Below are 13,800 nucleotides of genomic sequence, written 5' to 3' on the forward strand. Positions count from 1 at the left end.
GGGAGAGCCGCGGATTACGCGGCCTTGGTGCCGCCGGCGGCCGGTGCGGCAGCGGCGTCGCCGTTGAGCCACACCATCTTGGCGCGCAGCTGCTTGCCGACCGTTTCGATGGGATGGTCCAGATCGGCCTGCTTGAACTTCTTGTAGTTCGGCAGGCCGGCGTCGTATTCGGCCACCCAGTTCTTGGTGAAGGTGCCGTTCTGGATGTCGGTCAGCACGTCGCGCATGCGCTCCTTGGTGGCCGCGTCGATCACCCGCGGGCCGCTGACGTAGTCGCCGTACTGCGCGGTCTCGGAGACGAACTCGAGCATGCGGGTGATGCCGCCTTCGTAGAACAGGTCGACGATCAGCTTCAGTTCGTGCAGCACTTCGTAGTAGGCGATCTCCGGCTGGTAGCCGGCTTCCACCAGCACTTCGAAGCCGGCCTGCACCAGCGACGAGGCGCCGCCGCACAGCACCGCCTGCTCGCCGAACAGGTCGGTCTCGGTCTCTTCCTTGAAGGTGGTCTTGATCAGGTTGGCGCGCGCGCCGCCCAGGCCGGCGGCGTACTCCAGCGCGAACTGCTCGGCCTTGCCGCTCTTGTCCTGGTACACCGCCCAGATGCACGGCACGCCGCGGCCGATCTCGTACTCGCGGCGCACCAGCGCGCCCGGGCCCTTCGGCGCGACCAGCACCACATCCAGGTCGGCGCGCGGCTTGATCATGTCGAAGTGCACGTTCAGGCCGTGCGCGAACAGCAGGCACGCGCCCTGCTTCATGTTCGGCGCCAGCACTTCTTCGTACAGCTTCTTCTGCACCATGTCCGGGGTCAGCACCGCGACCAGGTCGGCGTCCTTGACCGCCTCGGCGGGGCTCTTCACCACGAAGCCGTCGGCCTGCGCCTTGGCTTCGGTCGGGCCGCCGGCACGCAGGCCGATGGTGACGTCGAAGCCGGACTCGCGCAGGTTCAGCGCGTGCGCGCGGCCCTGGCTGCCGTAACCGACGATGGCGATCTTGGTGGTGGGCTGGGCGGAACTGGTCATTGTGCGGATGTCCTTGAACGGTGTTGGAGTGGAGAGGGGTCTTGCATTCGTGGTCACTGAAACGAAAAACCCCGCGCCGTTGCCGGTGCGGGGTCTGATCGAATCCTGGCTGCTTGTCGCTTACACGCCGGTTCGTCCCGCACTTGTGGGCGAGGTAATAAGCACGAGTACGAGGAGCGACGCAGCAGCGTCCGCGCGCAATGCGGCGGGCTGGTGGGTCGACTTCGGGCGGGTGTGGCGCTGCAACATGCAGCGAGATAACCATGGGCTTTGCGCGACTGTCAACTGTGTTGCGGGCCTCCGCGGGCGAATGTGCCGAAAGCCGCGCCAGCACTGCATGGTTACGCATGAAACGGAGGTGGAGCAGGCGACGAATGGCGCCAATTGCGCGGAAATCCGGCCTTTGCGATGGCGCGATGTGAGCGCCTGCGCGGCGGCACCCGCCGCACTCGGGTACGGTGGGCGTCCCCTGTTCTCCGGAGAGCCGCGCATGTCCGTTTCGCTTCCTTCCCTGGCGCGCCTGGCGCTCGCGCTGGCACTGGCGACGTCGGTGCCGGCGCAGGCCGCCGACCGCATCACCGGTCAGCCGTTCGCCACGCGCTCGGAAGTGATCGCCCCGCACGCCATGGCCGCCACCTCGCAGCCGCTGGCCACGCAGATCGCACTGGAGACCATGCGTGAGGGCGGCTCGGCGGTGGATGCGGCGATCGCCGCCAATGCCGCGCTGGGGCTGATGGAGCCGACCGGCAACGGCGTCGGTGGCGACCTGTTCGCCATCGTCTGGGATCCGAAGACGCAGAAGCTGTACGGTTACAACGGCTCCGGCCGTTCGCCGAAGGCGCTGACCCTGGCCGAGTTCCAGCGCCGCGGGTTGAAGGAGATCCCGGCCACCGGTCCGCTGCCGGTCTCGGTGCCCGGTGCGGTCGACGGTTGGTTCGCGCTGCACGAACGTTTCGGGCGCAGGACGATGGCGCAGAACCTGGCGCCGGCGATCCGCTACGCCCGCGACGGCCATCCGGTGGCCGAGACCATCGCCTACTACTGGGATCGCTCGGTGCCGCGGCTGTCGCAGTACCCTGGCTTCAAGGAGCAGTTCACCATCGACGGCCACGCCCCGCGCAAGGGCGAGCTGTGGAAGAACCCGAACCTGGCCGACACCCTGCAGCAGATCGCCGACGGCGGCCGCGACGCGTTCTACAAGGGCCCGATCGCGCGCACCATCGATGCCTACTTCAAGGCCAACGGCGGCTTCCTGCGCTACGAGGATCTGGCCAGCCACCACGGCGAATGGGTCGAGCCGGTGTCCACCAACTACCGCGGCTACGACGTGTGGGAACTGCCGCCCAACAGCCAGGGCATCGCCGCGCTGCAGATGCTCAACATCCTGGAAGGCTACGACTTCTCCAGGATCCCGTTCGGCTCGGCCGAGCACGTGCACCTGTTCACCGAAGCGAAGAAGCTGGCCTTCGCCGATCGTGCGCGCTTCTACGCCGACCCGGCGTTCCAGCCGGCGCCGCTGGCGCGGCTGATCTCCAAGGACTACGCCGCGCAGCGGCGCGCGCTGATCTCGATGGACCGCGCGCTGAAGGAAGTGCAGCCGGGCACGCCGAAGCAGTTGGAAGAGGGCGACACCATCTACCTGACCGTCGCCGATGCCGACGGCATGATGGTGTCGCTGATCCAGTCCAACTACCGCGGCATGGGCAGCGGCATGGCGCCGCCGGGGCTGGGCTTCATCCTGCAGGACCGCGGCGAGATGTTCGTGCTGCAGAAGGACCATCCCAACGGCTACGCGCCGGGCAAGCGTCCGTTCCAGACCATCATCCCCGCGTTCGTGACCAAGGACGGCAAGCCGTGGCTGAGCTTCGGCGTGATGGGCGGGGCGATGCAGCCGCAGGGCCACGTGCAGATCCTGATGAACCTGATCGATTTCCACATGAACCTGCAGGAGGCCGGCGACGCACCGCGGATCCAGCACGACGGCTCCACCGAGCCGACCGGGCAGGCCACGGCGATGCGCGACGGCGGCGAGCTGAACCTGGAAACCGGCTTCGCCTACGACACCATCCGCGAACTGATGCGCAAGGGCCATCGGGTGATCTTCGCCGACGGGCCGTACGGCGGTTACCAGGCGATCGCGCGCGATCCGGACAGCGGCGTGTACTACGGCGCGTCGGAAAGCCGCAAGGACGGGCAGGCCGCCGGCTACTGAGGCCGGCCGCGCGCGGGGGCGTTCATTCCTGTGCGCGGGGCGCCGCCGCGTCAGCGTCGTCCCGCGCCGCCTGTTCGCGCGCGATCCAGGCCTCGATCATGTGCCTGGCGCGTTGCGCCTGGCGGCGTTGGCGGTTGGACTCGGCATCGAGCACGCGGTACAGCGACACGATCACCAGCACCATCAGCAAGGCGAACGGCAGCGCCGCGATGGTGATCACGCCCTGCAGCGCATCCAGGCCGCCGGCCAGCAACAGCACCGCGGCGATCAGCGCCACCGCCACGCCCCACACCAGCTTGCGCGCCAGCGGCGGGTCGCCGGCCTCGTCGGTGGACATGCTGGCCAGCACCAGCACCGCCGAATCGGCGGAACTGACGAAGAAGATCATCAGCAGCAACAACGCCACGCTCGACAGCAGCAGCGACCCCGGCAGGCTGTCGAACAGGGTGAACAGCACCGTCTCGTAGCCGTTGTGCAGCGCCTGCAGCATGTCCACGTGGCCGAACAGCTGCGACCACAGCGCGGTGCCGCCGAACACCGAGAACCACAGGAAGCCGAGCAGGGTCGGCGCCAGCACCACGCCGACGACGAATTCGCGCACGCTGCGGCCGCGCGACACGCGGGCGATGAACGCGCCGACGAACGGCGCCCAGGCGATCCACCAGGCCCAGTAGAAGATGGTCCAGTCTGCGACCCAGCGGTCGCCGGAGAACGGCGACATGCGCAGGCTCATCGTCACCAGCTGATTGAGGTAGGCGCCCAGCGTGGTGGTGAAGGTGTCGAAGATGAAGCCGGTGGGGCCGAGCACCAGCACCGCGGCCAGCAGCAGTGCCGCCAGCGCCAGGTTGATGTTGGACAGCCACTTGATGCCGCGTTCCACACCGGTGCTGGTTGACAGCATGTACAGCACGAAGGCCACGCCGATCACCGTCAACTGCAACGGCACCCCGGCGTGCACGCCGAACACGCGCTGCACGCCGGCGGCGATCTGGATGGTGCCGAAGCCCAGGGTGGTCGCCACGCCGACCGCGGTGGCCACCACCGCGGCGATGTTCACGCACTGCCCGATCCAGCCGCGGTGATGGCGGCCGATGACCGGCTGCAGGATGTCGCTGATCAGCCCGCGGCCGTTGCGGTTGTACTGGAACCAGGCCATCGCCAGGCCGATCAGCGCATACACCGCCCAGGGATGCAGACCCCAGTGGAAGAAGGCGTAGCGCATCGACGCGCGTGCCGCCTGCATGCTCTCCGGCGCCAGCCCCTCCGGCGGTTTGAGGAAATGCGAGATCGGCTCGGCCGCACCCCAGAACACCAGGCCGATGCCCATGCCGGCGGCGAACAACATCGACAGCCAGCTCCCGCGCGAGAAATCCGGCTCGGCGTCTTCGCCGCCGATGCGCAGGTTGCCGAAGCGACCGAACGCCAGGTACAGCAGGAAGCTCAGGGTCAGGAACACGATCAGCAGGTACAGCCAGCCGGCGCTGCGGATCACGTCGGTCAGCGCGGTCTGCACCACGCCATTGAAGGGGCCGGGGGCAACGCCGGCGATCAGGACCAGCAGCGCCACCAAGGCGATGGAAATGCGGAACACCATGGGGGCGTGTCTCCAGTCGTGGAACGGATGAGAGGCGCTACGGCCGTCAGACCGACCCACGGCAAACGGGCGGGGAGACGACGCAGCGGGTCTGCACCGGCGTCGCGTCGCGCCCATGGCGTGTGGCCTGCCGCATCGCAGTGCCGGTGCACTGCACGGTCGCGCCACATCGAACGTTTGGCGCCAAATCCAGGAGCGGTCGGGCGTTGCGATGGCCCCATGTTCGCGAAGACGACGTCATGGTCGTGTCGTCGGCAGGTCTGCCGATGCGCATCCCTTGCATGATGGTGATCCCGGTTGGAGCGTGTGTCGCTGCGAGGGCGCGGCAGGAGCCGATACCATGGCCGCAGCACTGAGGAAGACGCCGATGGCCTTGTTCTCACGCAGTCCCGATGCCGACGCCGCGCCCATTGCCGGTTTGCCGGATGCCCCGATCGCGCTGTTGCGGCTGGAGCCCGACGGTCGCGTGAGTGCCGCCAACCGTGCCGCCCTGGACCTGCTGGGCGTCCCGGCCGAAACGCTGCTCGGCGCCGCCAGCGAGGCGGTCTGGGGCTTGCCGCTGTCCGCCCTGGTCGACAGCGAAGGCAGTTGGCAGGCGCCGGGGGGCGATCCCGCGCGCCGCGTGCGCTACCAGCGCGACCGCGATCGTGGCTGCCAAGGCTGGCTGCTGTCGCTGCCGCATCCGGAAACCGCGGCACTGTTGCGCGACGTCGCGCTGCTCGCCGAGGGCCAGCCGCAGGGTGCGACCAGCCCGGCGCTGCAGGCGCTGGCGCAGCGGATCCAGGAGGGGGTGGTGGCGCAGACGCTGCTGGATCGGGTCGGCGAGCGGCTGACCGGCTGCGATCTGGATCTGGGGCTGCACACGCCGCTGTCGGCGCAGGAGGCCGAGGCGATGCCGGGACGGCGCCTGTCGGCCGGCTTCGGCAACCTGGCCGAGGCGATCCGCCAGGCGGTGGCGCTGTCGTTGCAGATCGCCGCCGACGTGCCGCACGTGGTCGCCGAGAACGACGAACTGGCGCGGCAGTCCCAGACCCAACTGGAGGCGCTGCAGACCGTGCTGGGCACCACCCGGCAGTTGCTGCAGAGCCTGCAGGAGACGGACCGCGACCTGCGCGCGGTGATCGCAGTGGCGGCCAGCGCCGACGACAGCGCCCGCCAGGGTGTGGAGGCGGCGCGCATCCTCGGCCAGGCGATGCAAGAGGTGGCGCGGCGTTCGGCACGCGCCAACCAGGTCATCGAGGTGATCGATGCGGTCGCATTCCAGACCAACATCCTCTCGATCAACGCCAGCATCGAAGCAGTGCATGCCGGCCCGGCCGGGCGCGGGTTCGCGGTGGTCGCCACCGAGATCCGGCAACTCGCCGAACGCGCCGCCACCGCGGCACGCGACGTGCGCAGCATCATCGGCGAGACCGGCACCGCCCTGCAGGACAGTGCGGCCTCGGCGCAGCGCACCGAGCAGGTGCTGGGCGGCATCGGCGCGTTGCTCGGCCGCGCCAGTGCGGCGATGGAGGCGGTGGCCGGCCGCATCGCCACGCAGAGCGGAGAGATCGGCGGCATCGACCGTGCCATCGAGCACGTGGTCGGGCTCAGCCGCAGCAATCTGCAGCACGCCGCGCAGGTGGTGCAGCGCAGCGCCGACCTGGCCGCGGGCAGCGACACCCTGCACGACTGCGTGAATCTGTTCCGGCTGCCCGCCGATCCGATGCGCCAGCCACGGCATGCGCGCGTGCGCGATCTGGCCCAGGCCGCTGCGGTCAGCGTCGGCCTGGCCTTCGAGGCAGCGCTGATGCGCGGGCGCATCGGCGAGGAGGCGCTGTTCTCCACCGAGTACGTGCCGATCCCCGGCATCGACCCGCCCAAGTACCGCACCGCATTCGATGCGTTGTGCGACGAGCTGCTGCCGCCGCTGCAGGAGCCGCTGCTGGCCGCGCATCCGTGGATCGTGTTCGCGATCTGCGCGAACGTCGATGGTTACGTGCCGACCCACAATCTGCGCTTCAGCCAGCCGCTCAGTGGCGACCGCGCGCGCGACCTGGTCGGCAACCGCAGCAAGCGCATCTTCGCCGACCGGGTCGGCCGCAATGTCGGCCGCCACACCGAGCCCTATCTGCTGCAGGTGTATCGGCGCGATACCGGGCAGATCCTGTTCGACCTGTCGGTGCCGGTGCATGTCCGCGGGCGCCACTGGGGCGGCTTGCGCGTGGCCTACATGCTGGAATGAGCCGGCGCGCGCGTTGGCAAAAAAAATGCCGCCGGCAGCGCCGGCGGCGATGAGAGAGAGCTCTGATTCTTGTGCGCGCAGGCTAGGCCGGTCACGTGGCCGCGGTTTGTCGCCGGCGCCGTCGCGTGTGGCGGCGCTGACACATGCGCGCGGCGGCTGTGCCGGCGTTCAGCCGCATCGATTGGCGGCGAGCGGCGGAAACGGGTCTAATAGCCGCAGAAGCGGGGGTACCGTCGGCGCAGGCCGCGGTTGAGACAGTCCCTTCGAACCTGATCCGGTTGATACCGGCGTAGGGAAGCTTCGCAAGTCCGCTGCGGGCGCGTGCGCGTCCGGGGCGGGCCCGCGCCGCCGCTTCGTCCGAGATGCGAGTCCGCTCGCACCCGTCCCGCTTCCCCTGCGGGTCACTTGAACCAGGACGAACGCCGATGAACGCCGTACCCAATCCGCTGCAGCAGCAGACCGACACCTTGTCCGCGGCGGTGACCCGCCCGATCCCCGGTTCGCGCAAGATCTTCGTGCAGGGCTCGCGCGCCGATCTGCAGGTGCCGATGCGCGAGATCGCGCTGACCCGCACGCCCACCGTGTTCGGCGGCGAGGAAAATGCCCCGATCACCGTCTACGACACGTCCGGGCCGTACACCGACCCGCAGGCGCGGATCGATCTCGGCGCCGGCCTGGCGCCGCTGCGCGCCGCCTGGATCGCCGAGCGCGGCGACAGCGTGGCGCTGGCCGGGCTCAGTTCGCAGTTCGGGCGCGCGCGCGAGGACGATGCGCGCCTGCAGGCGGTGCGCTTCCCGGCGAGGCGTCTGCCGCGACGCGCCCGCGACGGCGCCAACGTCACCCAGATGCACTACGCACGGCGCGGCATCGTCACCCCGGAAATGGAGTTCGTGGCGATCCGCGAGAACCAGCGCCTGCAGGATCTGCGCGATGCGCAACTGCGCGCGCAACATCCCGGCGAAGCGTTCGGCGCCGCCATCCCGCGGCAGATCACGCCCGAGTTCGTGCGCGACGAGATCGCCCGCGGCCGCGCCATCCTGCCGTGCAACATCAACCATCCGGAAAGCGAGCCGATGATCATCGGCCGCAACTTCCTGACCAAGATCAACGCCAACATCGGCAACAGCGCGGTCAGCTCCGGCATCGCCGAGGAAGTGGAGAAACTGGTGTGGGCGATCCGCTGGGGCGGGGACACGGTGATGGACCTGTCCACCGGCAAGCACATCCACGAGACCCGCGAATGGATCGTGCGCAACTCGCCGGTGCCGATCGGCACCGTGCCGATCTATCAGGCGCTGGAGAAGGTGGATGGCCGCGCCGAGGAGCTGACCTGGGAGATCTTCCGCGACACCCTGATCGAGCAGGCCGAACAGGGCGTGGACTACTTCACCATCCATGCCGGCGTGCTGCTGCGCTACGTGCCGCTGACCGCCAAGCGCGTCACCGGCATCGTCTCGCGCGGCGGCTCGATCCTGGCCAAGTGGTGCCTGGCGCATCATCGCGAGAACTTCCTCTACACCCACTTCGAGGACATCTGCGAGATCATGAAGGCCTACGACGTGGCCTTTTCGCTGGGCGACGGCTTGCGCCCGGGTTGCATCGCCGACGCCAACGACGCCGCCCAGTTCGGCGAACTGGAAACGCTGGGCGAACTGACCAGGCTCGCCTGGAAGCACGACGTGCAGACCATGATCGAGGGCCCCGGCCACGTGCCGATGCAATTGATCAAGGAGAACATGGACAAGCAACTGCGCGAGTGCGGCGAGGCGCCGTTCTACACGCTGGGGCCGCTGACCACCGACATCGCGCCCGGCTACGACCACATCACCTCGGCGATCGGTGCGGCGATGATCGGCTGGTTCGGCACCGCGATGCTGTGCTACGTCACACCCAAGGAGCATCTGGGCCTGCCCAACCGCGCCGACGTGCGCGACGGCATCATGGCCTACAAGATCGCCGCGCACGCCGCGGACCTGGCCAAGGGCCACCCCGGCGCGCAGGTGCGCGACAACGCCTTGTCCAAGGCGCGCTTCGAGTTCCGCTGGGACGACCAGTTCCATCTCGGCCTGGATCCGGAGAAGGCGCGCGAGTTCCACGATGAGACCCTGCCCAAGGACGCGCACAAGCTGGCGCATTTCTGTTCGATGTGCGGACCGCACTTCTGTTCGATGAAGATCACCCAGGACGTGCGCGACTACGCGGCCGAGCACGGGGTCGATGCGGAAGCGGCGCTGCAGGCCGGCATGGCCGAGAAGTCGGCGCAGTTCCTGGCGGCTGGCGCGCAGGTGTACCGCGCCGAGTGAGCGCACGGCGGTCGGCGCCGCAGGGCGCCGCCGCCACTGCCGATATGGACCTGGCCGTGCGTGGGTGTGCGGCGTGCGCCGCGATCATGACGACGGCGTCATCCACGCGCGCGTCTATGATGCGCGCTTGTCGCCACAGGGAATGTCTCATGCTGCGCTATGCGTTCGCGCTGCGTCGCCATCCGTCCGCGCTGTTGCTCGCGGTGCAACTGCTGGGCGTGCTGCTGTATCCCTGGATGGAGGACACCGCGGCCGGGCGCGCGCTGTTCGGCGCCTTCGGCATCGTGGTGCTGGCGCTGGCGTTGTGGGTGGTCAACCGCGGACCCTCGGCGCTGTGGATCGCCTGTTGCCTGGCGCTGCCGTCGGTGGCGCTGTCGATCTCTGCGGCGCTGCTCGGCAATCCGGCGATGACTGCCTGGGCGCAATTGCTGGAAAGCCTGCTGTACTTCTATACCGCCGGCAGCCTGATCGCCTACATGCTGCAGGACCACGTGGTCACTCGCGACGAGCTCTATGCGGCCGGCGCCACCTTCACGCTGCTGGCCTGGGCCTTCGCGTTCGTCTTCGCGGTGTGCCAGCAATGGCTGCCGGGCAGCTTCACCGCGGCCGTGGACGCGGCCTCGCCGCGGACCTGGATGGAATTGCTGTATCTGAGCTTCAGCGTGCTCTCGGGCGTGGGCCTGAGCGATGTCGTGCCGGTGCAGCCGTTCGCCCGCGCGCTGGCGATGATCGAACAGTTCGCCGGCGTGATGTACATCGCCTTGGTGGTGTCGCGATTGATTGGGCTCAGCGTCACACGCCACATGAAGACGTGAACGTGGCGTAAAAAAAGCGCGCCCAGGGGCGCGCAGTCATGGAGCGATTATGTGAATTTCGTCGGCGGAGAGAGAGCCTGAATGCGTCGTCGCGGCTAGCGGCGGCGATGACTAGAGTAGAATCCAGTGACATGCAGTGCTTGGCGGCATCCGCTGCCTCGCTTTGCCGAGTTTGCTCGTTGGCTCTCGCTGCGAGCCGTACGTGGCTGCGTCGCCGCCGCATCTGCGACACTTCCGTCACGGCGTTTTCTTCGTTGTCCAACACCATGTCTTCTTCATCGTCCGCCACATCGACGCTTCCGCAACGGATGCAGGTCGGCGATTGTCTGGTGCTGCTGTCCTTGCGGGAAGTGCATGCGCCGCGCGCGCGCCGGCCGCAACGGCTCACGCCCAAGGCGATGGGTGTGCTGCGGGTGTTGCTGGCGCAACCGGGTCAGGTGGTGGAGCGCGAGGCGCTGTTGGCGCAGGTCTGGCCGGACACGCAGCCGACCAACGATGTGGTGACGCAGGCCATCACCCAGTTGCGCAAGGCGTTCGCGGCCGGCGTGCGCGGCGAGGCGCCGGTGTACATCGAGACCCTGGCCAAGACCGGCTACCGCCTGGTGGCACCGGTACAGGCCTTGCCGGATGTCGAGGCCGAGGCGGACGCGGCGGCGGCTCCATCGCTGGACACGGACGCCGCCACGGAGACGGCTGCGGCGCGTGTTCCGGCCATCGCCCCTGCGGCGCGGCGGCGCGCGCCGTCATGGCTCGCCGCTGCCGCCGGTGCGGCGTCGATGCTGGTGCTGGCGCTGGCCTGCTGGTGGTGGTTCGCGCGCCCCGAGGCCGTGCCCGCCGACAGCGCCGAGCAGGAACGCGTGCTGGGTAGCCCCAAGCGGCCGTACCGGCTGATCACCGCCATGTCCGGGTTCAAGCTGGAGCCGGCGCTGTCTCCGGATGGCGCGCAGGTGGCCTATGCCGCACGCGCCACCGGCAGCGATGGCACCCAGCTGCTCATCCAGCCGACCAGCGGCGCTGCCGGCAGTACGCCCCCGCGCTCGCTGGGCGTCCCGGCCCGCGGCGCCTCCGACCGCCTGCCCGCCTGGTCGCCCGACGGCACGCACATCGCCTTCGCCCGACTCGGTGCCGACCGCCAGTGCCGGGTGATGCTGGTGCAGGCCGACGGGCGCACGCCCGCGCGCGAGGTCGCTCGCTGCGACGACAGCGAATTGCTCAGCTTCGACTGGACGCCGGATGGCCGCGGCCTGGTGTTCGGCAGCATGAACGGGCGTCAGCCGGCGCGCGGCATCCGCGTGCTGGATCTGGGCAGCGGGCGCTGGACGGCGCTGGATTATCCGGTCGCCGCCGGCGATTTCGATTACGCGCCGCGTTACTCGCCGGACGGCAAATGGATCGCCTTCGTGCGCAATCCGCAGATGGGCGGGCTGTGGCGGATGCCAGCGGCCGGCGGCACCGCCGAGCCGTTGACCCATGAATTCGCCGAGATCCGCGGCTGGGACTGGGCGCGCGACGGGGAGGGCATCGTGTTCGGGCGCCGCGTCGATGGCGAGACCCGGCTGTACCGGCTGGACACCCAGACCCGGCGCCTGCGCGACCTGGGCCTGAGCGATGCGCAGGCGCCGCGGCTGGCGCGCGACGGCGGCAGCCTGGCGTTCGTGCACCGGCGTCCGCAGTTCGCCGTGTACCGCATCCGTGCGGGAGCGGCGGATGTGCCGCGCGAGCGCCAGCGGCTGTTCGCGTCCACCGGCCGCGACGGCCAGCCGAGCATCGCGCCCGACGGGCGCCAACTCGCCTTCACCTCCGATCGCGACGGCAGCTATGCACTGTGGTGGGGCGATGTGCGCCAGCCGACCTCGTTGCGGCTGATCGAGGGCGTGCGGCCGGAGACCCGGCAGCCGCTGGCGTGGTCGGCCGACAGCCAGGCCCTGCTGGTCAGCGGCCGCGATGCGCAGGGGCATTCGGCGATCTATGAGGTCCGGCCGCAATCCGGCAGTGTGGCGGCCTTGCCGGTGCCGGCCGGCGAGCCGCTGCAGGCGTTGTACACCGCCGAACCCGGTCAACTGCTGGTCCTGCTGGGCGAGAACGGCCGCACCCGCCTGCAGTTGTACGACCGGCGCTCGGTGCCCTGGCGGCCCTTGGCGACCTTGCCGGATGTTTCCCAGGTCCGTGCCGATCCTGCCACTGGGGAGATCCTGTTCACCCGGCTCGCGCGCAGCGGCCTGTGGCGTGTCGATGCCAGCCTGGATCTGGCCAGCGTGCGTGTCGTGGACGACAGTCTGCCGTCGCTGTGGCGCTACCGCAGCTGGGCGCTGGGTCCCGAGGGTGCGGTGCATTACCTGTTCCAGACCGGCGAATGCGCCAGCCGCATGGCGCGGATCGACGGTGGCCTCGCTGCGAGCGTGTGCCTGGACCGCGACCACTTCAGTGCGGTCAACGGCTTCAGCATCGATCCGCGCAGTGGCGACGCCTATGTGGCACTGGCGGTCGAGGATGGCAGCGAGATTGGCTTCATGCGCGTGCACGAGCAGCCGGAATGGTTCTCGACCATCTCGCACAACTGGCTGATCCGGAAGGAAAAATAGGCTTCGTAAGTTGTTCGTAAGGGCGTCGTGGCGATTTCGGACAACTATCGCCAAGACGTCCTGACCTGCCGCCACATTCGGCAAAGACTGCGCACCGGTTTACGTCAAGCAGGTGCTCGGATGCGGCAATCTTTCCTGGTCGATCATGGACAACAACTGGTGCTGGACGCCGACGACGCGCCGGCGGGTCCGGCCTGCCTGGGCGCGGCGCGCCTGGCCAGCGTGCAGGCCTCGGCGAATGCCTTCACGGTCTGGCTGCAGTTGCGTGGCAGCGCCTGGATCGAGGCCAAGGAGGGGCGTTTCGCCCTGCGCCGCGGCCAGTGGCTGGCCTTCGAACGCGACTCGCGGCCGATGCTGCAGACCGACCGCGACGGCCTGTGCATCGGGCTGAGCCTGGATGGCGAGGCGCTGAAGGCCTTGGGCCGGATGGCCGACGAGACCTTGTATGCGGGGCGCGGCGAGTTGTCGCTGCGCGAGACGCGGACCGCCCTGCGCCTGTGGCGACAGGCGGCGGCGCGGCCCGGCGATGCGTTGGCGATGCGGCCGGTGCTGCTGCATCTGGCCTCCATGCAGGGCGAGTTGTCGCGCCGCGTGCAGCGTTGTCCCGGGCGCTCGCGGATGCGCAAGCGCCAAGTGTTCGGGCGCATGCAGCGTGCGCGGCTGTATCTGGACGGCCATCGCGACCGCGTGGTGCGGATCAGCGAACTGGCCGAGCTGACCAACTTCTCCGGCTGGTACCTGTCCAAGACGTTCCAGAGCCTGTACGAGGAAAGCCCGCAGGCGTTGTCGGCGCGCCTGCGCCTGGAGCGCGCGGCGGACCTGTTGCGCGACACCACGATGATGATCGGCGAGGTGGCCGCCGCCAGCGGATTCGACAACTGCTGCAGCTTCGCGCGGGCGTTCCGCGCTCGCTTCGGTGTCTCCGCCTCGCAATATCGCCATGGCAGCACCGTGCCGCCAGAATCGGCAAAGTCTGCAGGCGACAGCGGCAAAGCAGCCGCGCTCACCGGAACGTAACGTGCCGAGGGCGTCTTAACACGCCCCTAAC

The 13,800-nt window shown here is 69.1% G+C and carries 8 protein-coding genes and 1 riboswitch; of the genes, 6 read left to right on the forward strand and 2 right to left on the reverse strand.

Translation table 11 applies throughout. The annotated features are described in order from the left end of the window. Positions 1–14: 14 nt before the first annotated feature. Complete coding sequence (ilvC, locus tag CEK65_RS05170) at positions 15–1,022, reverse strand: ketol-acid reductoisomerase (RefSeq protein WP_010343386.1); 1,008 nt, start codon at positions 1,020–1,022, stop codon at positions 15–17. A gap of 490 nt (positions 1,023–1,512) precedes the next feature. On the opposite strand from ilvC, the gene ggt reads away from it, so the two are divergent. After that, the gene (gene ggt / locus CEK65_RS05175) at positions 1,513–3,234 is read left to right on the forward strand and encodes a gamma-glutamyltransferase (RefSeq protein ID WP_226980476.1); all 1,722 of its coding nucleotides are present in this window, start codon (positions 1,513–1,515) and stop codon (positions 3,232–3,234) included. A gap of 22 nt (positions 3,235–3,256) precedes the next feature. Here ggt and CEK65_RS05180 read toward each other — a convergent pair whose 3' ends face one another. After that, positions 3,257–4,828, reverse strand: a complete 1,572-nt coding sequence (locus tag CEK65_RS05180; RefSeq protein WP_152180988.1) for a BCCT family transporter — start codon at positions 4,826–4,828, stop codon at positions 3,257–3,259. A 367-nt stretch (positions 4,829–5,195) separates the two neighbouring features. Here CEK65_RS05180 and CEK65_RS05185 point away from each other — a divergent pair, with 367 nt between their 5' ends. From CEK65_RS05185 to CEK65_RS05205, 5 genes are all read left to right on the forward strand, one after another. Beyond that, a complete protein-coding gene (locus tag CEK65_RS05185; RefSeq protein WP_152181077.1) occupies positions 5,196–7,052 on the forward strand; it encodes a methyl-accepting chemotaxis protein in 1,857 nt (618 codons plus the stop codon). A 213-nt stretch (positions 7,053–7,265) separates the two neighbouring features. Next, positions 7,266–7,366: riboswitch (TPP riboswitch) on the forward strand. 111 nt (positions 7,367–7,477) lie between these two features. Beyond that, positions 7,478–9,355: a phosphomethylpyrimidine synthase ThiC gene (gene thiC, locus CEK65_RS05190; RefSeq protein WP_152180989.1), complete on the forward strand. Its 1,878-nt coding sequence runs from the start codon at positions 7,478–7,480 to the stop codon at positions 9,353–9,355. A 149-nt stretch (positions 9,356–9,504) separates the two neighbouring features. Then, positions 9,505–10,170, forward strand: coding sequence for an ion channel (locus CEK65_RS05195; protein WP_152180990.1), 666 nt, complete (start codon positions 9,505–9,507; stop codon positions 10,168–10,170). A 329-nt stretch (positions 10,171–10,499) separates the two neighbouring features. Then, positions 10,500–12,752, forward strand: coding sequence for a winged helix-turn-helix domain-containing protein (locus tag CEK65_RS05200; protein WP_226980477.1), 2,253 nt, complete (start codon positions 10,500–10,502; stop codon positions 12,750–12,752). A 120-nt stretch (positions 12,753–12,872) separates the two neighbouring features. Beyond that, entirely contained in the window at positions 12,873–13,769 is an 897-nt protein-coding gene (locus tag CEK65_RS05205; protein ID WP_026144680.1) for a helix-turn-helix transcriptional regulator, read from the forward strand. Positions 13,770–13,800 lie beyond the last annotated feature (31 nt).

It is taken from the genome of Xanthomonas sp. LMG 12459 (assembly GCF_009192905.1).
GTDB lineage: Bacteria > Pseudomonadota > Gammaproteobacteria > Xanthomonadales > Xanthomonadaceae > Xanthomonas_A > Xanthomonas_A sontii.

Excerpts from the sequence above, each read along its gene's own strand:
- CEK65_RS05195 (WP_152180990.1), top strand. The coding sequence starts at position 9,505 with ATGCTGCGCTATGCGTTCGCGCTGCGTCGCCATCCGTCCGCGCTGTTG.
- CEK65_RS05185 (WP_152181077.1), top strand. The coding sequence starts at position 5,196 with ATGGCCTTGTTCTCACGCAGTCCCGATGCCGACGCCGCGCCCATTGCC.
- thiC (WP_152180989.1), top strand. The coding sequence starts at position 7,478 with ATGAACGCCGTACCCAATCCGCTGCAGCAGCAGACCGACACCTTGTCC.
- ilvC (WP_010343386.1), bottom strand. The coding sequence starts at position 1,022 with ATGACCAGTTCCGCCCAGCCCACCACCAAGATCGCCATCGTCGGTTAC.
- CEK65_RS05205 (WP_026144680.1), top strand. The coding sequence starts at position 12,873 with ATGCGGCAATCTTTCCTGGTCGATCATGGACAACAACTGGTGCTGGAC.
- ggt (WP_226980476.1), top strand. The coding sequence starts at position 1,513 with ATGTCCGTTTCGCTTCCTTCCCTGGCGCGCCTGGCGCTCGCGCTGGCA.
- CEK65_RS05180 (WP_152180988.1), bottom strand. The coding sequence starts at position 4,828 with ATGGTGTTCCGCATTTCCATCGCCTTGGTGGCGCTGCTGGTCCTGATC.